Genomic DNA, 19,088 nt, shown 5'->3' with positions numbered 1-19,088 from the left:
CGGTGTCCACCATGGAGGCATGTAGCCAAACCTCGGACATTACGTGCGGGTATGGAAGGATTCACGAGTGACCGAAGAGTTCCGTGCCGCGTTTCAACGCGTGCTCGACACCGCAGCCAGCCAGGCACCCGACTTCCCGGCGGCCGTGCACGACGTGTTCCGGCTGTCCTCCCAGGTGCCCGTGGAAGAACTCGCCACCGCCATGGAGGCGCTGGCGCCGGTTCTGAGCGACACCGAACCCGCCGCGGGAATCGCGGCCGACCTCGCCGTCCTGGCCGGGGCCCTGGTGGAATCCGGGGCGCCCGCGGGACAGGTGGGGCTGGAGGTGCTGCGTCAGCTCGGCAGATACGGGCAGGCCGCAGCCGCGTTCATGCACGCGTGGGACAAGACGGGCGGCGGATCGCCGCCCTCGCCCAACGACGTGTCAGAGGCCGACGAGCAGCGGGTCGAGGAGGTCCTCGGGGAGAACGCGCCCCTGGCCACAGCGGGCTGGTGGACGTCGCTGCGCTACGGGCTGGCCGCCAAGGCCATGCTGGGCGACCCCGAGGTGCGCGCCGCCGTGCGCGCCGACTCCAGCGCGCTGGAGGGGCTCACCCAGATCGTGCACGCCCTCTCCACACAGCTCAGCGACTTCGTCGAGCTCAACGAGCTGCTGCGGATGGCGGAGGCGGACACCCTCCTGGTACTGGAACGGTCCTCGTGGCGGGGCTTCCGGGTCCGCTTCGACGGGATCGGCGACAACTTCCAGCTGCACACGCTGCTCGCGGACGCGCTGATCGGCAAGGAGGGCATGCGGGTGCCGGGCACCCGCCCCGACCCCCGGTGGACCGCGGCGTGCCTGGACGCCCCCGCGGACCCGCTGGCCGACGTGGTGCGCGGCGAGTGGGACCTGGTCGGCGGCGACGGCACGTGGGTGGGCAACGAGGCCTACCCCGGTGACGTCCCGGTGGTGGACGGTGAGCGCGTGCTGGTGCTGGAGCCGCAGTCGCTGACCCACTCCTGGCGCGCCGGACGCAGGCACCCGCACATCACCGGGTCGCTGGAGGTGGTGGAGGAGCTGAGCCACGGAGAGGTGGCCGCCTGGTGGTCGCGGATCCATCCGGCCGGCACGGTGCGGCATCCGATGGCGCCGCCGATCGAGCACGACGAGACCGGAACCCACCGGGCGCCCCGCCACTTCGGGGTGGCCGCGCACTTCGCCGAGGTGGACTCGGGGCCGATGTCGGCGACCTTCAAGGCCCTGGACCCGGAACCGGAGGAGGAGGTCCCCCCCGCCGGGGCCGACGCCGCTCCGAGCTGGCCGCTGGCGCAGTCGTCCTCGTCGGAGCCGTGGGGCATCCCGCTGGAGTACCAGGACGAGTCCGCCATGGCGGAGGGGGCGTCCGAGCCGAGCCCGTGGAGGACGCCGTCGGACTACCGGGACGAGCCCGCCCCGGCACGGGAGGCACCCGAACCACACCCGTGGGCCGAGCCGCCGGCCCCCCTTCCCGTTCCCGACCCCGCGGGGGCCGCGGGGCCGAGGCACGAGGCACGGCACTCCACGGAGCCGGCGGAGGACGCGGGGGCCACGGAGGCGCGGCACAAGGCGAGGCACTCCGCGAAACCGGTGGAGGACGCCGACGACCGGAGTCCCGGCGCGCACCTGCTGCCGCCCATGCCGCCGGGCGTCTCGGACAGCTGGTCGTGGGCGCCCGGTTGGAAGCGCCCCGCCACGCCACCCGACTCCTCGCGCTGACCGACACTCCCCGCCCCTCCTGCCGCATGACATGCGTCATGCCTCGGGACCCCCGGTTCTCACACCGAACCGCTGACTTCCACGACTACGAGCACAGCACCCGATCCGGGAGACTCGGTCACATGGCGACGACAGCGAACGGCGACCGCACGGGAGAGGATCCGGCGACCCGCCAGACCGAACAGCACTCCCCGCTGGGGGCCGAGGGGCTCCCCACGAAGGAGGAGCGGAAGAAGGAGGAGGCCCGGGCCGCCCTCCGCTCCCTGAAGCCCTGGCAGGGCAGGGCCACGCGGCAGGACAAGGCCCTGATGGCCACCTTCCTCGGGCTTCCCGTCTTCTTCATGGCGATGACTCCGCTCAAGCCCTTCCTGATCGCCCACCACCCGGTGCTGCTGGAGTTCGTCACCGGCAGCACCTCGGCGATCGGCGCGGCCGCGGCCTTCTCCCGGGTCGGTGAGATACCGCTGTGGCTCGTCATCGTGGCGGGCGTCTTCGGCAAGGTGAAGCTCGACTGGCTGTTCTGGTGGGTGGGCCGGCGCTGGGGCCGCGGCATCGTCAACCTCCTGGCCCCGGGGGAGAAGGCCCAGCGCTTCGCCGACGGGGCGCAGGACATGAACCCCTGGATCATCAGGACCGTCCTCCTCCTCAACTACGTGCCGGGTGTCCCCTCCGCCCTCGTCCACGTCACCGCGGGCTGGACCGGGATGCGCCTGAGGACCTTCCTGGCCCTGGACGCCGCCGGGGCCCTGCTCCTCACCGCGACCGTGGCCTCCATCGGCTACGCGGCGGGGCGGACCGGGGTCGACATCGTCCTCATGGTGGACAGGTACGCCCTCTGGGTCTCCCTCGGCATCATCCTGCTCATGGCCTTCGTCCCCGTGGTCAGGCAGAGCCGGGCGGCCAGGGCGACGGCGCGGAAGTGACACCGCGGGGAGCCGTGACCGGACCGGGAACGACCGCCTCCGGCCGGGTGTGACCTGCGGCGACCAGTCGGCACCTCGGAAAGTGGGAGCGGGAAAGCGCCTGGTCACCCACGTGCGGCGGGCACCCGACTAGGCTGGCGTTCGGCAATCCGACAACCCGGGCAAGCCGACTGCGCTGGGTGCGTCACAAACACACTCAAGGAGATCCCGTCATGGGACAGCGACACTTCGATCTGGTGGTTCTCGGCGCGGGGCCCGGTGGCTACGTCGCCGCCGTCCGCGCCGCACAGCTCGGCCTGGAGACCGCCGTCATCGAGGAGAAGTACTGGGGCGGGGTCTGCCTCAACGTGGGCTGCATCCCCTCCAAGGCCCTGCTGCGCAACGCCGAGCTGGCCCACCTGTTCCACAACGACGCCGACCTCTTCGGCATCAGGGTCGACGGGAAGGTCGAGTTCGACTTCGGCAAGGCCCACAGCCGCAGCCGTGAGGTGGCCGAGGGACGCGTCAAGGGCGTCCACTACCTCATGAAGAAGAACAAGATCACCGAGATCGACGGGCGCGGCACCTTCACCGACGACCACACGATCCAGGTCAGCGGCAAGGACGGCAACGAGACCGTCACCTTCGACCACGCGGTGATCGCGGCGGGCTCCTCCACCAAGCTGCTGCCCGGCACCGAACTCTCCGAGCGGGTCGTCACCTACGAGGAGCAGATCCTCACCGACACCCTGCCCGGGAGCGTCGTCATCGCCGGTGCGGGCGCCATCGGCGTGGAGTTCGCCTACGTCATGGCCAACTACGGCGTGGACGTCACCATCGTCGAGTTCCTCGACCGCCTCGTGCCCACGGAGGACGAGGAGGTCTCCAAGGAACTGGCCCGGGCCTACAAGAAGCTCGGCGTCAAGGTCATGACCTCCACCCGTGTGGAGTCGGTCGAGGACACCGGCCAGGGCGTCCGCGTCACCGTCAGCGGTGACGGCGGGGAGCAGACCCTGGAGGCCGACAAGCTCCTCCAGGCCATCGGCTTCGCTCCCAACGTGGAGGGCTACGGCCTGGAGAAGACCGGCGTGGAGCTGACCGAGCGGGGCGCCATCGCCATCGACTCCCGGGGCCGCACCAACGTCCCGAACATCTTCGCCATCGGCGACGTCACCGCCAAGCTCATGCTGGCCCACACCGCCGAGGCCATGGGCATCGTCGCCTCCGAGACCATCGCGGACGCGGAGACCCAGGAGATCGACTACAGGTTCATCCCGCGCGCCACCTACTGCCAGCCGCAGATCGCCAGTTTCGGCTACACCGAGAAGGAGGCGCGGGAGGCCGGTTTCGACGTCCAGGTCGCCAAGTTCCCGTTCATGGCCAACGGCAAGGCGCACGGCCTCGGGGACACGCGCGGTTTCGTCAAGATCCTCTCCGACGGCAAGTACGGGGAGTTCCTGGGCGCCCACCTGATCGGCCCGGACGTCACCGAGCTGCTGCCCGAGCTGACCCTGGCCCAGCAGTGGGACCTGACCGTGCACGAGGTCGCCCGCAACATCCACGCCCACCCGACGCTCAGCGAGGCGGTCAAGGAGGCCGTGCACGGCCTCGCCGGCCACATGATCAACATGTGACGACCCGCGTCCACGGGTTCCCGCCTCCCCCGCGGAGGCGGGAACCCGCCCCCGCAGGCGCCGTTTCCCGCGCGCGGAAGCCGCCCCGGGCCGCCGGGGCGTCCGGCGGACACACCCCGGGGACGGCCGCCACCGCGCTGGGGTCACCGGGGACTTGCTAGGTTTCCTGTGTCCCCCGCCGGAGCCCCCTCCGACCGCCCGGCACTCCCCCGACCCGAAAGCCACCCATGCGACTGATCCCGTCCACTCCCCTGTCGTGCCTGGGCACGGCCGCCGCCGTCGTCGTCATCGGCGGAGTCGTCCTCATCGGCTTCGACGTGGTCGCCCCCGACGAGTTCGACATGGACCTCAGCCTCTCCTGGGAGGACGGCTTCCCCTGGGGAGACGGCTTCTCCTGGGGGAGCGACGAGGAGGCCCCGGACGAGGAGCCCGGTGCCGGCCCGAGCCCCGAGGAGGAGCCGGCGGAGGAGGAACAGGCCGCGTCGGGCTACGGCCTGCCCGAGTCGTGCGAGGCCGCCGGCGCCGCCGAGGCCGTCGGCGACCTGGCGCCGGGAACCGTCCTCACCGAGGAGATCGGCGAGGTGGAGGGGATCGACGGCGCCGAGCAGGTGATGTGCTCGTTCAGCGACGGCGGCACCGGGCCCGGCTCCCCCTCGTTCACCCTCGTGTTCACCCAGAACGTCGACCCGAGCGCCAACCCGGACGTGGTACGGGTGCCCGGCGCGGAGGAGGAGATGAACTGGGAGGTGGACATCGACGTGGACGTGGACAACTACCACACCGACGAGGCCGACTCCCTGGGCGGCGAACTGGAGTACGTGGGCGCGGTGGACGGCTCCAGCCGCAACCTGTACCTGTCGCTGCCCGGAGACCTGTACGTCACGGCCATCGCCCACTCCGACGAGGTGCCGCGCGAGGACCTGGAGCGGGTGGTCATGCTGGCCGCCGAGCAGATCCGCGGCTGACGGGTCCGCCGCGAACGGCGGAGGGGGCCACCGGTGGTGGCCCCCTCGTGTTGTCGGGCGGGTACCTGCCAGTCCCCGGTACCTCCCCGGAGCCGCCCTAGTACCGCACCGGGATCTCCTCGAACTCGCCGAACGGGCCCGCCCTCAGCGTCAGCTCCTCAACGTCCACCGGCGGCGCGGGGAACACCGTGACCAGGTTGTAGGTGTTGCCGGGCTGGAGCATGTGCACCTCGTCGGCGAAGCTGCTGTAGCGCCCCTCGCCGAAGTCCATCTGCGCCACGTACCGCACCAGTGCGCCCTCCGGCTCCAGCAGCTGGAAGCCGCCGAGCGTGCCCTTGCTGAACTGCTCCGGGGCACCGTCCTGGATGGCCTCCTGGCCGCCCATGTCGGGGATGGTCGGCTGGTCGGTGGTGTTGGTCAGCGACACGGTGCCGATGACGTACGCGCCGTCGCGGCGCAGCGGGTAGACCTCCAGACGCACCCCCTCCAGCTCGCCCTCGGCCACCACGGACCCCGGGTCGTCGCTGTAGGGCGCGGGCCAGGTGGCGTTGCGCTGGGCGGCGCCCAGACCGTCGTCGTCGTACTCCTCCTCGGTGGCCTCCGCCGTGGTGTCGAAGACGTAGGAGAACTCCACGCGCCGGTTGCGGGCGCGGGCCGCCTCGTCGTCGGAGCCGCCCTCGCGGGCGATCGGCTCGTGCTCGCCGCGGCCCTCCACCTCCAGGGTGTAGTCGGTGCCGAGCTCCTCGGCGAGCAGGTCGCGCACGGTCTCGGCGCGCTTCACCGACAGGTCGTCGTTGTAGGCCTCCTCGCCGAGGCTGTCGGTGTGGCCGATGACGGTGATGACGGGCTCGTCGGGGTCGACGTTGTCGGCCAGGGTGGTGGCCGCGCGGCGCACCACGTCCTCGGCTTCGGAGGTCAGGTCCGAGCGGTCGAACTCGAACATGACGTCGGAGTGCAGGGAGATGATCTCGCGGTCGCCGTCACGGGTGGTGGAGGCGACCTCGGAGTCGACGAAGCTCTGCACCCAGCCCTCGTCGGCCACGGCCTCCCCGTCGGGGCGGCGGTTGGCGAAGGTGAGGTTCTCGCCGTTCGGCGGCGGGTCGTCCGGGGTGAGGTGGTCGGCCCCGTTGGGGTTCTCCGGGTCCGGCCGCTCCTCCTCCACGTCCTGGACGGGGATGCCCGTCATGGCGCCGAGCCCGCTGCCGACGAAGGTGATCTGCGCGACCTCGTCGGGAAGGCGCGGGAAGTAGCGCACGTACTCGTTGGTGACCCCGTCGTGGACCGGGTACAGGCCGTCCTGGTTGGGGCTCTCGGAGCCGTACTTGAGGCCCCCCTCGTCCAGGAACTGCCGGTAGACCCGGCCGGTGAGCGGGTCCACGAGGGTGTGGGCCATGCTCAGGTTCCGGTTCGGGCCGGAGAACTCGTCGGGGTAGCTGATCTCGTAGTACATGACGGTGTAGTCGTCCGTGCGTTCCAGACCGGTGACGGCGAAGCGCATCTCGGCGTCCTGGCCGGTGTCCTGGAAGATGCGCCCCTCGCGTACGTAGGGGAACTCCTCCTTGACCTCGGGCGGCCCCGAGGCGTCGCCGAACGTCTCCGACCACCAGTCGGATATGTCCGCGGTGACCGTGCAGCCGCTGAGCAGGAGGCTGCCCGAAACCATCAGCGCGACCACGGTGAGGGGCGTCTTCCGCGCCATGTGGGGGAACTCCGATCGTTGAGAAGACGTACGGGCAACATCTTCCTGCACCTGCGGAGTCGAACCGACCGCCCCGTCCCCTGTTGGCTGGATACGGAACCCTTGGGCAGGGTGTGTCCTGGCAGGAGCCGTGGCGGGAGATCCCCCGAGGGTTTCCCGTGCGGCCCCTCCATGTCCCCGCCGCCTTCCCCGCCCCGGCCGCCTTCCGCACCTTGGCCGCCTTCCACGTCCCGGAGGCGAGGGGTGACACGGGTGGGTGCCCGGTTCCCGCGAGGGACGAAGCCGAGGGCTCAGGCCACGGACACGTCCTCCGGCCGGGGCAGGTCCCGCATGACCGGCGAGAGGCTGAACAGGGCGGCGAGCGCCGACACCAGGGCCATCGTCAGGAAGACCCAATCGGGCCCGGCCCGGTCGAAGATCACCCCGATCCCGAGGATGCCGATCGGCTGCGAGACCAGCGCCATGAACGTGACCGCGCCCAGCACGCGTCCCTGGTAGCCGTCGGTGACCGACGCGGCGACGTAGCCGTGGAACACGGCGTTCACGCACGGCACGATGGCGAACACACAGCCCATCAGCACCCCGAGTGACATCACGTTGGGCGCGGCCAGCAGCGCCAGAGCACACACGGGAGCGGACCATGCGGCGGCGAGGAAGGTCGTCGACGGGCGCACCCACCTGACGACCAGTCCGGCGAACAGGGCGCCGACCAGACCGCCGGTCCCGGCCAGGGAGACGGTCAGCCCGATCTGGAAGTGGCTGGCGCCCTGGCTCTCGGCGGTCGCGATGAGGGCCAGCGAGGCACCCGTCTGAGTGAAGGTGAGGTTGAATCCGACGATCCACAGGATCATCGGGCGCAGGATCGGGTTCCTGGCCAGCACGGCGAACCCGCTGACCGTGTCTCGCAGGGTCCACCGCTCCGGCACCTCGCACTGGTGGCTCTGCAGGGGGCGGCGGATGAACAGCACCAGCACCGCGGACGCCAGGTAGCTGAGGGCCTCGGCGGCGAAGGGGAAGGCCCGGCCCAGGGTGAAGAGGGATCCGGTGACGGGCGCGCCGAGGGCCGTGGTGGTGAAGAAGCGGATCTGGTTCTGCGCGGAGGCCTCGGCCACCTGTGAGGCGGGGACCAACTGTTTGATGGAGGCCATCGCGACGGGGTTGGAGACGCCCATCATCGCCGCGGAGCCGACCGCGACGCCCACGACGAGGGGGAACGTGACGTTCTGGGTGACCAGGAGGGTGACGAAGAGGGCCAGCAGTGTGAGGCGCCCGAGGTCGCAGCACAGCAGGACGGCCCTGCGGTCGACCCGGTCGGCGAGCGAGCCGCCGATGACGGCGGTGATCATGGCGGTGGTGACCTGGGCGGCACCGATGACACCCGCCTGCGTGGCCGATCCCACGAGGAGGAGTGCGAGGAGGGGGTAGGCGACCTCGCCGCTCTCCTTGCCGAGCCCGGCGAGGAACCGACTGGTCCAGAGGAGTTGGAAGTCGCGGTTGCGGATGAGGGGGGCGAACTGCTCCGCGCTGTCGACCGGGGGGTCCTGACCGGGGGGTCGCGATGGGGTGGGCTGTCGTGCCGTCGTCACGACCGGCTGCCCCGTCCGCAGAACCGGACGGGAGGCCTGTCGAGGGGTCATGTCGTCATTATGCGCGCATTACCCACATCAGCGAAGCTTCGATGGTTCTGTGCTCCGTACGACGGAGATCGGATGGAAAATCCGCTCCGGAAGTGGTGTAGGCGACTGTCCTCCCAAGGGCGGGAGCGGGTGGCTCGCGGCTACTCCATGGAACCTTGCGCACCCGCTGAACAGGCACGGCGGAGGAAGCGGACCGGTGTGGGCCCTGCGTGGAGAGCCGAGTGCCACGGGCCTGCCGAGATCGGTGGGACCGGTGGGGTCCGCGAGGAAGGAAGGCGGCTGCCAGGAACGACGGTGGAGGGGATCCGGGGGCCGGCTTCACGCGTCCGGCGGGGATGGCCGGGTTCGGCCACGGGGCCCGTCCGTGACGGTCCCGTACCCGTGGCGAGCTCGTACTCGTGGCGGGGTCCGACGCCCGGTACCCGCCGCGGGTACGGGAGCACGGCGCACGGACACGCGCGGGGAGGGCGCACGGACACGCGTCAGGAGGGACGCCGCCCCGCCGCCGCGGCCTCGATGCTCCACGGGACGCGCTCGACATAGGCCACGACGAAGGCGACCGCCAGCGAGCCGCCGGCCACCAGGAGGTAGGAGGCGGTCCAGGTCCCGGTCAGCTCGTTGAGCAGGCCGAACAGCAGCGGACCGCCGAGGGCGAAACCGCTGCCCACGCCCTGCACGAACCCGGACAGGTCCGCCGCGCCCCGCGAGGTGGTGCTGCGCGCGTTGATCATCGTCATGGTCACCACGAACAGGCTGGTCCCCAGGCCCAGGAAGACCACCCACAGCGGCGTCAGCTGGGGAGCCAGGGCGATGCCCGCGTAGCCGACCGCGTACCCGGTCAGGCCGGTCGCCACGATCGGGAAGGTGTTCGAGGAGCGCAGCGTGAGCGTGGGCGCCGCCAGGCCGAACAGCAGGCTGGTGCCGACCATCAGGGAGACCATGCTCCCGGCCACGGCCGGGCTGTGCCCGGCGTCGGTGATCAGGGTGGGCAGCCAGGTGAACAGGGTGAAGACGTTCCAGGTGACCATGCCGAAGAGCAGGGCCGTCCGCCAGGCCATGCCGACCCGCCAGATCGGGCGGGCCAGGGCGGGACCGCCGTTCGGGAGGGCCGCGGCCGCCGGGTGCGGACGGCCGCGCTGGAGCGCCCACAGCAGGGCGGCGGCCAGGGCGATCACCGACCAGCAGCCCAGGGCGAAGCGCCACCCCGCGACCTCGGCGAGGGGTACGGCGACCAGCGGCGGGAACAGGGCGCCCACGTGGATGGCCACCATCTGGACGGTGCTCAGGGAGGCCAGGCGGTCGGGGAAGTACTGCTTGATCAGCGGCGGGATCACGACGTTGCCGAGCGCCGCGCCGGTGAGGGCGACGCCGGTGAGTACCAGCAGGGTGCCGGTGTCCGGGGCGAAGGCGCGCAGGGCCTGGCCGACGCCGGCCAGCAGCATGCTGAGCACGGCGGTGGACTCGGCTCCCAGGCGGCGCATGATCGCGGGAGTGACCAGGCCGAAGACGGCGAAGGCGACCAGGGGCAGGGTGCCGAGGACACCGATGACGGTGGCGGTGAACCCGAACTCCCCTCCGATCGTGGTCAGCAGGGGCGACAGGGAGGTGACCACCAGGCGCAGGTTCAGGGCCGCGCAGACGATGGCGGCCAGGGCCAGGGTGCGGCCGGTGAGGCGCGGGCGGACCGACGATCGGTCGGTGGCGGCCGCGACAGGGGAAGGTCTCATGGTAAGGACGTCCCTCGTGTTCTGCGGTGGTGCGTCATCGCACCCGAGCGGGGCCGAACGGCGGGGCGACTCTGCCTGCCTCGGAAGGATCGCTTCCAGGCGAGCCAAATACGATCTTTTCCCTCAAATGTTATGCATATAGCGGTCTGCTAAACAACATTCCGAACTTAGTACGGCTAGAGTGGCAGAATGCCTGATCTTGACGAGCTTGATACGGCGATCCTGGCCGAACTCCAGTCAGACGCACGGAAAACCAACCGCGATGTGGCCGCCGCGGTCGGCGCATCGCCCACGACGACCCTGGATCGGACCCGTGCGCTGCGGGAAAGGGGTGTGATTCGGGGCTCACTCCTGGACGTGGACCTGGAGAGGATCGGCCGCCCGGTCCAGGCGCTCATCACCGTGAGCGTGGTGAAGCCCTCGCGCCACAACATCGAGGCCTTCCGCGACTGGGTGCGCTCACTGCCCGACACCCTGTCGGTGTTCGTGACCTCGGGCAGCGAGGACTTCCTCATCCATGTGGCCCTGCCCGACAACAACAGCCTGTACGCGTTCGTCATCGACAAGCTGACCGAGCGCCCCGAGGTCGCCGACGTGCGCGCGTCGATCGTCTACGAGCACCTGCACAACCACCGCATCGCCCCGACCAACGCCCGCACCCGCCGCGGGGCCTGATCCCCGGGCGGGCTCGCGGCGTGGGCGGAGGCGGGAGCCCCCGTGCGCGGGCAGCGGGCGCGGCGGGGAGAGCCGTCCACAGGCTGGGCACAGGGGCGGTGGGCGGCGGTGACGACCTCGCCGCCCGCACCGCCGCAGTCACGCCACCCGGGTCCGCCCGTGGCCCACGACCGGACCCGCCCCGTATCGTGTCCGTTGTGACACGCGTCTCCACCAGTGCCGAGCCCGAGTCCGCCGCCGTCCGCGCGATCTGGCGGGACCTCGGCCTCCCCGGGCTCATCGACGTGCACACGCACTTCATGCCCGCCAACGTGCTGAACAAGGTGTGGGACTACTTCGACGCCCTCGGCGGCCTGTGGCCGATCACCTACCGGGGGGACGAGGACGAACGCCTGGCCCTCCTGCGCGGGTTCGGGGTCCGGCACTTCACCGCCCTCTCCTACCCCCACCGGCCCGGCATGGCCACCTGGCTCAACGAGTGGGCGTCCGGCTTCGCCGACCGCAACCCCGACTGCCTGCGCAGCGCCACCTTCTACCCCGAGCCCGGGGCCCGCGGCTACGTGGCCGCCGCGGTCGAGGCGGGAACCCGCGTGTTCAAGGCCCACCTCCAGGTCGGCCGATACGACCCGCGCGACCCCCTGCTCTCCGACGTGTGGGGGACCCTCGCCGACGCGGGCACGCCCGTGGTCGTCCACTGCGGTTCGGGCCCCGCACCGGGACCCTTCACCGGCCCGGGGCCCTTCACCGAGGTCCTGCGCGAGCACCCCCGCCTCACCGCCGTCATCGCGCACGCCGGGGCACCCGAGTACGGCGCGTTCCTGGACCTGGCCGAGCGCCACGAGCGCGTCCACCTGGACACCACGATGGTGTTCACCGGCTTCACCGAGCGCTGGGCGCCCTTCCCCGACGGGGAGCTGCCCCGTCTGAAGGACGTCGCCGACCGCGTCCTGCTCGGCACGGACTTCCCGAACATCCCCTACCCCTACCTCGAACAGCTCCAGGCCCTGACCGGCCTGGACCTGGGCGCGGACTGGCTGCGCGCCGTCCTGTACGGCAACGCCGCCCGGCTGTTCGACCTCTGACCGCCGCCCCGACCCCGCCGACGCAGAAAGGCACCACGGCACCATGGAACTCGCCCTGACCCCCCTGGAGTTCGCCCGCCGCACGCGCAGGCTGCACCCGCAGCGCGAAGCGGTGGTCGACCGGGACCTGCGGCTGACCTACGAGGAGTTCTTCGACCGCTGCGACCGCTGGTCGTCGGTCCTGCAGCGCATGGGGGTGGTCAAGGGCGACCGCGTCGCCTACATCGCCCCCAACACCCACGCCCAGCTGGAGTCCTTCTACGCGGTGCCGCAACTGGGCGCGGTGCTGGTGCCGGTCAACTTCCGGCTCTCGGCGGACGACTTCGCCTACATCGTCAACCACTCCGGGGCGAAGGTGCTGTGCGTGCACGCCGACCAGCTCGACACCGTGGACGGGGTCCGCGACCGGATGCCGGGCGTGGAGCGGTTCGTGGCCCTGGAGGGCGCGCGTCCGGGGTGGGAGGACTACGAGGCCCTCCTCGCGGAGGCCGGCCCGGACTTCACCCGCCCCGGGATCGCGGAGGGGGACCTGCTGACCATCAACTACACCAGCGGCACCACCGCCCGCCCCAAGGGTGTGATGATCACCCACCGCAACGCCTACATGAACTCGGTGGGCACCCTGCTCCACCTGAGGATCGGCATCGGCGAGCGGTACCTGTGGACGCTGCCGATGTTCCACGCCAACGGCTGGACCTACACGTGGACGGTGACCGCCGCGGCCGCCACCCACGTGTGCCTGCCCGCGATGGACCCGGCCACCGTGTACGAGCTGGTCCGCGCCGAAGAGGTCACCTGGCTGTGCGCGGCGCCCACCGTGCTGATCATGCTGGCCAACACCCCCGAGGAGGTGCGTGGCGAGGTGCCGTCCGGCGTGCACGTGGTCACGGCGGGCGCCTCGCCCGCCGCCGACACGATCGAACGCCTGGAGGACGGTTTCGGATGGACCGTCACCCACGTCTACGGGCTGACCGAGACCACGCCGTTCATCACCGTGTGCGAACCGCGCACCGAGCACGACGGTCTGTCCCCGCGTGAGCGCGCCGCCGTCAAGGCCCGCCAGGGGGTCGAGCTGATCACCTCCGGCGAGCTGCGCGTGGTGGACGCCGACGGCGCCGAGGTGCCCTGGGACGGGAGGACCGTCGGGGAGATCACCGTGCGCGGCAACGTGGTGATGCAGGGTTACTACAACGACCCGGAGGCCACGGAGGGGGCCATGGGCGACGGCTGGTTCCACACCGGGGACGCGGCGGTCACCCACCCGGACGGGTACGTCGAGATCCAGGACCGGATCAAGGACGTCATCATCTCCGGCGGTGAGAACATCTCCTCCGTCGAGGTGGAGGGAGTGCTGCTGCGTCACCCGTCCGTCCTGGAGGTGGCCATCGTGGGCGTGCCGCATGAGCGCTGGGGCGAGACCCCGAGGGCGTCCGTGGTCCTGCGCGAGGGGGCCACGGCCACGGAGGAGGAGCTCATCGGCTTCGCCCGGGACAACCTCGCGCACTTCAAGGCGCCCACGCGGGTGGAGTTCGTGGATCAGCTGCCGAAGACGGCCACCGGCAAGATCCAGAAGTTCGTCCTGCGCGGCGGCGCGTCCGCCGTGTCCCGACAGTAGCGTCGGCCTCCGCCCCTCATCCTCAGGGCGGAGGTCCCTGCCCGGCGGTGGCCCGGCCGCGGTGGTCCGCCGGATCACTCCGAAGGCGGTTGGAGCAGGACGAAACCGGCCCCGAAGGGGTCGGAGCACACGGCGAGCCGTCCCACGCCCAGAGTGTTCTCCGGCCCCGTGTACACCTGGCCGCCCTCCTCCCTCACCGTCTCCACGGCGGTGTCGCAGTCGGCGACCGCGAACACCGGGTGCCACTCCGCGGATCCGTCGGTGTCGGTCAGGCGGGCGGGATCGACCGCCATGAGACCGCCGTGCGCGCGCTCCTCGCTCTCCCCGGCCGGGGTGAGGACCGTGTACGTCCCGGACCCGTCCGGCAGGTCGAAGGCGGTGAGGCCCCATTTGAAGAGGTCGGTGTAGAACTCGCGGGATCCGTCCCCGTCGGGGGTCCACATCTCGACCCAGCACAGGCTGCCCGGCCGGTCGGCGACCTCGATACCAGGGATGGAGATGGTCTGCCAGACGCCGAAGCGGCCGCCCTGGGGATCGAAGAACTGTGCCGTGCGGCTGTAGTCCAACACGTCGAACGGCTCCACCAGCAAGGTCCCGCCGAGCCGTTCCACGGTCGGAACCGCGTCGTCCACGTCGGGGACGGCGAAGTAGACCGTCCACTCGGGACGCTCGCTCTCGCCCAGGACCGGGCTCAGCCCGCCGACGCCCGCGCCGTCCAGGCGCAGAATCACGTATCCGGCGCTGTCGGGTCCCGGGGGCACGGCCTCCCATCCGAACAGTCGCCGGTAGAAGGCCGCCGAGGCCTCGACGTCGGGTGAGGACACCTCGATCCAGCAGGGTGATCCGGGCATGAAGTCGGTGGTGATCATCGCTGTCCTCCTCCGTAGGTGCACACACCGTTACGGATTCCTTCCCTGCCTGACGGATCTTCGGGGATCGGCGCGGCAAAGTCTCACACAACTCACCATTGCCACGACCTCGAAAAACGGCGTTCCAGGAGCCCGTTCGGGGCCGCGGAAGGCGGTCGCCCCCGCACCCCGCCCCACACCCGCCCTGTGCACGCTCCGTGTACGCGTCGCCCTCAGGTACGCCCGGGAAGGGCCACGTGGATCCGGTGCGGACCGCCGTGGTGGAGGCCCTCCCCCGCGTCGAGGAACCCCAGGCGCTCGGCGCTGATCCGCTTCTGCCGCTGGTTCATGCCGCAGAGCATGGCACGAGGGGGTCCGTCGGCGCCGGAGAGGCAGGAGTACCCGGATCGCCCTCGTACTTCGGTTCGGAGAGGCAGGAGGGGAGGAAGGTCCAGGAGAACTCAGTGCCTGAAGTGGATGAACAGGCGGCCAAGATACGTGCCCGGGTTCACTTCCGAGCCGCGCGCGTCCGCGGAAATCGACTCGCCCTCCAGGGCCGCGTGCGCGAGTATCGCGGCATGGACACATGTGCACAGTGCGGAGCAGTGAGCGAAACTCCCTGCGAGGAGTTGTTCCAGCAACTGTTGGCGCTGGACCACTCCCGCCAGGAGCCGTGGGGCCCGCTGCACGGCGTCGCCGTCGCCTGTTACCGCCTCCAGCACCCGGGCTCCCTCTCCGAGGGTGCACACGAGTTCCCGCTGGAACTGCTGCGCGCCCACCTGGAGGACGGGTCCGCGGCCTCCCACAAGCTCACCGAGCGCGCCCGGCGCGGCAACTCCCACCGGGTCCACCGAGAGCGCGGGGTCCGCACCTCAACCACCCCCGAGGCACCGAGCGGGTTCGGGTTCACCATCGCCGAGGTCGCTGCGGACGGCGGTTTCCCCGCCGAGGGCCACCCCGAACGCGTCCGCGCCTGGGCCCGGGCCACCCTGACCGCCTGGTCCGCCTGACCTGCCCGGCTCAGTGCCTGAAGTGGATGAACAGGCGGCCGAAATACTTGAGTGCGCACACTTACCGACGACCCGCACGGGAGCCATGGGGCTCATACCGTGACCAGGTGGACGTCATCGGCACCGATCGCGTCCACGTACGCGGCGATGTCACCAGGGTCACTGGTGAACACCACGGCGCTTCGGTGCTTCACGGCCGTCCAGGCGACAAGGGCGTCCACCGCGTCCGGACGCCTCTTCGCGGGGAGGGCCGCCACCCCCAGGACCGCACCGATACGCCGCCAATCGGTGATGTCCGGAGCAGCCGCACACGCGATGCACTCCGGCTGTCCCGCGCTCGTGGACCGCAAGGCAGCTGGAGACGACCGGGCTTGGGGAACCGTGCACTCCTTCAGGACCGTGCTCATGGCGTGCACGGTCGCAGGATCCGGGCGCCATACCTGAGCCAGGACAGGGCCGGGGATCACGGGACGGTGCGGGGACCGTACGAGCCCGCGGTGCATCTGTACCGCCTTAGACTTACGCGCCGCCAAAGCGATGAGCATCCCCGTGTCGTAAACGGGTACGCGAGCGCTCACGCCACCTCGCCCCGGCTTCGGATCCGGGTTTCCCCAGCACCGTAGACCAGGCTCATCGCCTCGTCGACCTCACGGCGCTCATCCGCGCTCAGAGAGTCATCACCGGTCTCGTCAACAGGTCCGTAGTGCTCGGCTCGCCCTTCGGCATCGGCGATCAGCGCGTCGACTCCCGCGAACTCCGCCTCGGCCAACTCGGCATCGCCCATCTGACGGATCGCGGCGTTAACGAAGTAGGACGACACGTCCATCCCCGCACGGTCCGCGTGTGACCTGACGCGCTCGGCTTCGTCCGGGTCAAGGCTGATACTGATTCTCACCTTCGCCATACCGCAATCGTAATACGAGTATTACGCAATGTCCACCAAGCACTGAGCGTCAGGATTCTCCGTCTTCCCCCTATCAGTGACGAAAATGGATCCACAGGCGGCCGAAGTTCTTGGAGTCCTTCTCGACCCGGTGGTAGCGGGCCTTGACGTCCTTGCGGTCGAGGAACCGCAGGACCCGCTTCTTGAGCTGTCCGGACCCCTTGCCGGGGATGACCTCGACGGTCTTGGCCCCGGTGCGCTCGGCCTCGTCCATGATGTCGTTGAGGGCCCGGTCGATGTCGCGGCCCTTGTTGAAGATGTCGTGCAGGTCGAGTTTGAGCCGCACCGTGCCTCCTCCGCGTCCGATAGCCCGGATCATACGCGGGGCCCGGGACTCACTCTCCGAGGCGCAGCGTGAAGACCGTCCGGTCCACCCCCGGGCCGTCGTAGTCGGTGTGCGGTCCGGTGACCTCGAATCCGTAGGAGCGGTGGAAGGCGATCGAGCGCTCGTTGGCCGGTGACGTGACCGCCCGGACCACCGTGCGCCCCTCGGCCCGCGCCCCCTCGGTGAAACGGTCGTACAACCGGCCCGCCAGCCCTGTTCCGCGGTACTCCGGAGCCACCCCCGCGAAGTGCACGTAGGCCTCCCCGGACACGGACGGCGAGGGGAAGCCGACGAGGAAGCCCGCCAGGTCCCCCTCCGCCTCGGCGATGAGGCTGGTGGAGTGGAAGTGGTCCAGGAAGAGCCGGGGGAGGATGTGCGACACGGGGCGCTCCCACCACTCGTCGCAGACCGCCACGACGCGCGGATGGTCGGAGGGGAGGGCGGTTCGGACACGGACGTCGGCCACGCTGGAGGCTCCTTCGCTCGGTGCGCCGATGCGGCGCCTGACCCGCTATACCCGGTCGGACGCTCCCGAACAGACACGGCGGAGGGCATCCGACGGGTCCGGTCAGCCCGCCTCCGGCGGGGCCGCCCCCTTGTCCGCCGAGAAGATCGCGGTGCCGGGGAGCACCCGGCCGCGCACCGGTCCCCAGCCGCCCCACACCCGGTCCAGCCCCTCGGGCCACTCCGGCTCGACCACGTCCCGCAGCACCAGGCCCGCACGGGCGATCCCGCGCACCCAGTCGCCCACCGTGTGGTGGTGCTCCACGTAGACCGCTTCGCCGTCGTCGTCCTCCTCCACGTAGGCGCGGCGGTCGAAGTAGGACTGGTGCGCGGTGAGCCCGTGCTCGCTCGGGTCGTCCGGGAAACCCCACCGGATCGGATGCGTCACCGAGAACACCAGCCGTCCTCCCGGACGCAGCACCCGCGCGGCCTCGGCCAGGGCGTCGTCGGCGGAGGGAACGAAGGGAAAGGCCCCGAACGACGAGAACACCACGTCGAAGGAGGCGTCGGCGAACGGGAGCCGCTGGGCGTCGGCCTGCACGGTGGGCAGTGTGTGCCCGGTCTGCTCATCGATCCGGCGTGAGTGCTGGAGCTGGCGATACGACAGGTCGAAGGCCACCACCTCGCCCACCCCCTGAGCGCGCAGCCACCGGCCGCACTGGCCCGCGCCGCAGCCGACCTCCAGGACCCGGGACCGCCGGAGCCCCTCCGGTTCCCCGAGCAGCCGCGCCCCGGCCTCGGTCAACCCCTCCGGGCACCACACGAACTCGGCGTCGCCGAGGAAGGCGCCGTGCTCGGCCTGGTAGGCGTCGGCGGCGCCGTCCCACCACACACGCCCGGCGCGGGCGCTCTCCCGGGCGTCCACTGCCCGGCGCTCGACGCGCCCGGGGTCCGGATAGCCGTCCTCGTCGTGCATCGCCCCGCCCCTAGACCGTTTTCTCGGTGTTCTCGGACCTCACCGTGTCCCCGGTGTCCCCCGTGTCCCCGGCCGCCTCCGGTCCGGCGGCGGCCTCACGGGCGTCACTGATCTCGCGGCGGACGAGGAAGACCCACCCGCCGATGGCCACGAGGGTGAACACCCACCACTGCACGGCGTAGGACAGGCTCATGCCGGAGTCCGTCTCGTGCACGGCGACCGGCTCGGGCGCCGCGTCCGGCACCGGTTCCTGGCCGGTGAGATCGACGTACCCGCCGTAGACCGGATACGGCAGCCCATCGGCGATCATGTCCACGTCGACCATCATGATCTGCCCCTCGGGCAGGCCGTCGCGGTTGCTCAGCCCGGTGTTCTCCTCGGTCTCGGAGTAGTGGATGCGTCCGGCCACCTCCACGGTGCCCTCGGGCGCGGGCGGCACCTCGGGCTGGTCGAGGGCGGTCTCGCCGCGCTCGACCCACCCGCGGTTGACCAGGACGGCGGGCCCCTCCCCGGTGACCAGCGGAGTCAGCACGTGGAAGCCCACTCCCCCGGACCCGTCGCGGTTGCGCAGCAGAAGCTCGTGTCCGGTGTCCCAGGTACCGGTGGCCTCGACGGTGCGCCACCGGTCGGCGGGGTCGACGTCCTCGCCGACACCCGTCAGTTCGGCGACCGGCACGGGGTCGGCGGCGAGGTTGCCCTGTTGCAGGTCGACCGACGCGCTGCGCTGTTCCCACCGGTCCAGCTGCCAAAAGCCCAGCCAGACGAAGCTGGGCACGATCACCAGCACCAGCGCGTGGAAGGCCAGCATGCGTTGCGAGAACAGGACTTTGAGCACGTCTTCGAGGTTAGGAGACGATTCCGGCCACCTCGC

The 19,088-nt window shown here is 70.9% G+C and carries 18 protein-coding genes; 8 read left to right on the top strand and 10 right to left on the bottom strand.

All coding sequences use genetic code 11. The features are described from left to right. Window positions 1-67: 67 nt before the first annotated feature. From FYX01_RS10855 to FYX01_RS10840, 4 genes are all read left to right on the top strand, one after another. The gene (locus FYX01_RS10855) at window positions 68-1,735 is read left to right on the top strand and encodes a hypothetical protein (protein ID WP_150240190.1); all 1,668 of its coding nucleotides are present in this window, start codon (window positions 68-70) and stop codon (window positions 1,733-1,735) included. A gap of 122 nt (window positions 1,736-1,857) precedes the next feature. After that, window positions 1,858-2,658, top strand: a complete 801-nt coding sequence (locus tag FYX01_RS10850; RefSeq protein WP_150240188.1) for a DedA family protein — start codon at window positions 1,858-1,860, stop codon at window positions 2,656-2,658. Between the two features lie 212 nt (window positions 2,659-2,870). After that, window positions 2,871-4,271: a dihydrolipoyl dehydrogenase gene (gene lpdA, locus FYX01_RS10845; protein WP_150240186.1), complete on the top strand. Its 1,401-nt coding sequence runs from the start codon at window positions 2,871-2,873 to the stop codon at window positions 4,269-4,271. Window positions 4,272-4,498: 227 nt separating this feature from the next. Further along, window positions 4,499-5,236, top strand: a complete 738-nt coding sequence (locus FYX01_RS10840; protein WP_150240184.1) for a hypothetical protein — start codon at window positions 4,499-4,501, stop codon at window positions 5,234-5,236. Window positions 5,237-5,333: 97 nt separating this feature from the next. Here FYX01_RS10840 and FYX01_RS10835 read toward each other — a convergent pair whose 3' ends face one another. The 3 genes from FYX01_RS10835 to FYX01_RS10825 form a co-directional block, all read right to left on the bottom strand. Beyond that, complete coding sequence (locus tag FYX01_RS10835) at window positions 5,334-6,935, bottom strand: OmpA family protein (protein WP_150240182.1); 1,602 nt, start codon at window positions 6,933-6,935, stop codon at window positions 5,334-5,336. Between the two features lie 290 nt (window positions 6,936-7,225). Beyond that, window positions 7,226-8,572 (bottom strand): MFS transporter, encoded by a 1,347-nt coding sequence (locus FYX01_RS10830; RefSeq protein ID WP_150240180.1) that lies wholly within the window; start codon window positions 8,570-8,572, stop codon window positions 7,226-7,228. Window positions 8,573-9,054: 482 nt separating this feature from the next. Beyond that, the gene (locus tag FYX01_RS10825) at window positions 9,055-10,299 is read right to left on the bottom strand and encodes an MFS transporter (RefSeq protein WP_150240178.1); all 1,245 of its coding nucleotides are present in this window, start codon (window positions 10,297-10,299) and stop codon (window positions 9,055-9,057) included. 189 nt (window positions 10,300-10,488) lie between these two features. On the opposite strand from FYX01_RS10825, the gene FYX01_RS10820 reads away from it, so the two are divergent. The 3 genes from FYX01_RS10820 (at window position 10,489) to FYX01_RS10810 (ending at window position 13,671) form a co-directional block, all read left to right on the top strand. Next, complete coding sequence (locus FYX01_RS10820) at window positions 10,489-10,974, top strand: Lrp/AsnC family transcriptional regulator (protein WP_150240177.1); 486 nt, start codon at window positions 10,489-10,491, stop codon at window positions 10,972-10,974. Window positions 10,975-11,171: 197 nt separating this feature from the next. Continuing rightward, window positions 11,172-12,056 (top strand): amidohydrolase family protein, encoded by an 885-nt coding sequence (locus tag FYX01_RS10815; protein WP_150240176.1) that lies wholly within the window; start codon window positions 11,172-11,174, stop codon window positions 12,054-12,056. 43 nt (window positions 12,057-12,099) lie between these two features. Further along, window positions 12,100-13,671 carry a long-chain-fatty-acid--CoA ligase gene (locus FYX01_RS10810; protein ID WP_150240173.1) on the top strand — a complete coding sequence of 524 codons (1,572 nt, stop codon included), beginning with the start codon at window positions 12,100-12,102 and terminating at the stop codon, window positions 13,669-13,671. 74 nt (window positions 13,672-13,745) lie between these two features. Here FYX01_RS10810 and FYX01_RS10805 read toward each other — a convergent pair whose 3' ends face one another. Then, complete coding sequence (locus FYX01_RS10805; RefSeq protein WP_150240171.1) at window positions 13,746-14,540, bottom strand: VOC family protein; 795 nt, start codon at window positions 14,538-14,540, stop codon at window positions 13,746-13,748. A gap of 557 nt (window positions 14,541-15,097) precedes the next feature. On the opposite strand from FYX01_RS10805, the gene FYX01_RS10800 reads away from it, so the two are divergent. Continuing rightward, the gene (locus tag FYX01_RS10800) at window positions 15,098-15,529 is read left to right on the top strand and encodes a DUF5946 family protein (protein ID WP_150240169.1); all 432 of its coding nucleotides are present in this window, start codon (window positions 15,098-15,100) and stop codon (window positions 15,527-15,529) included. Window positions 15,530-15,621: 92 nt separating this feature from the next. On the opposite strand, the gene FYX01_RS10795 is transcribed toward FYX01_RS10800, so the two are convergent. The 6 genes from FYX01_RS10795 to FYX01_RS10770 all read right to left on the bottom strand — a co-directional run bounded on the left by FYX01_RS10795 (window position 15,622) and on the right by FYX01_RS10770 (window position 19,052). Then, complete coding sequence (locus FYX01_RS10795; RefSeq protein ID WP_150240167.1) at window positions 15,622-16,107, bottom strand: hypothetical protein; 486 nt, start codon at window positions 16,105-16,107, stop codon at window positions 15,622-15,624. Next, on the bottom strand, window positions 16,104-16,433 hold the full coding sequence (locus FYX01_RS10790) for a plasmid mobilization protein (RefSeq protein WP_150240165.1): 330 nt from the start codon (window positions 16,431-16,433) through the stop codon (window positions 16,104-16,106). The genes FYX01_RS10795 and FYX01_RS10790 overlap by 4 nt, the downstream gene beginning before the upstream one ends. A gap of 73 nt (window positions 16,434-16,506) precedes the next feature. Further along, on the bottom strand, window positions 16,507-16,758 hold the full coding sequence (locus tag FYX01_RS10785) for a Smr/MutS family protein (RefSeq protein ID WP_150240163.1): 252 nt from the start codon (window positions 16,756-16,758) through the stop codon (window positions 16,507-16,509). 49 nt (window positions 16,759-16,807) lie between these two features. After that, window positions 16,808-17,263, bottom strand: coding sequence for a GNAT family N-acetyltransferase (locus FYX01_RS10780; RefSeq protein ID WP_150240161.1), 456 nt, complete (start codon window positions 17,261-17,263; stop codon window positions 16,808-16,810). A 102-nt stretch (window positions 17,264-17,365) separates the two neighbouring features. Then, window positions 17,366-18,217, bottom strand: a complete 852-nt coding sequence (locus FYX01_RS10775; protein WP_150240159.1) for a class I SAM-dependent methyltransferase — start codon at window positions 18,215-18,217, stop codon at window positions 17,366-17,368. A gap of 10 nt (window positions 18,218-18,227) precedes the next feature. Continuing rightward, window positions 18,228-19,052: an SURF1 family cytochrome oxidase biogenesis protein gene (locus tag FYX01_RS10770; protein WP_190394272.1), complete on the bottom strand. Its 825-nt coding sequence runs from the start codon at window positions 19,050-19,052 to the stop codon at window positions 18,228-18,230. Window positions 19,053-19,088: the final 36 nt, after the last annotated feature.

The sequence above is a fragment of the Nocardiopsis quinghaiensis genome, from assembly GCF_008638365.1.
GTDB classification, from domain to species: Bacteria; Actinomycetota; Actinomycetes; order Streptosporangiales; family Streptosporangiaceae; genus Nocardiopsis; species Nocardiopsis quinghaiensis.
The sequence above is the reverse complement of the archived record's forward strand: the minus strand, read 5'-3'. Positions and strand labels throughout refer to the sequence as shown.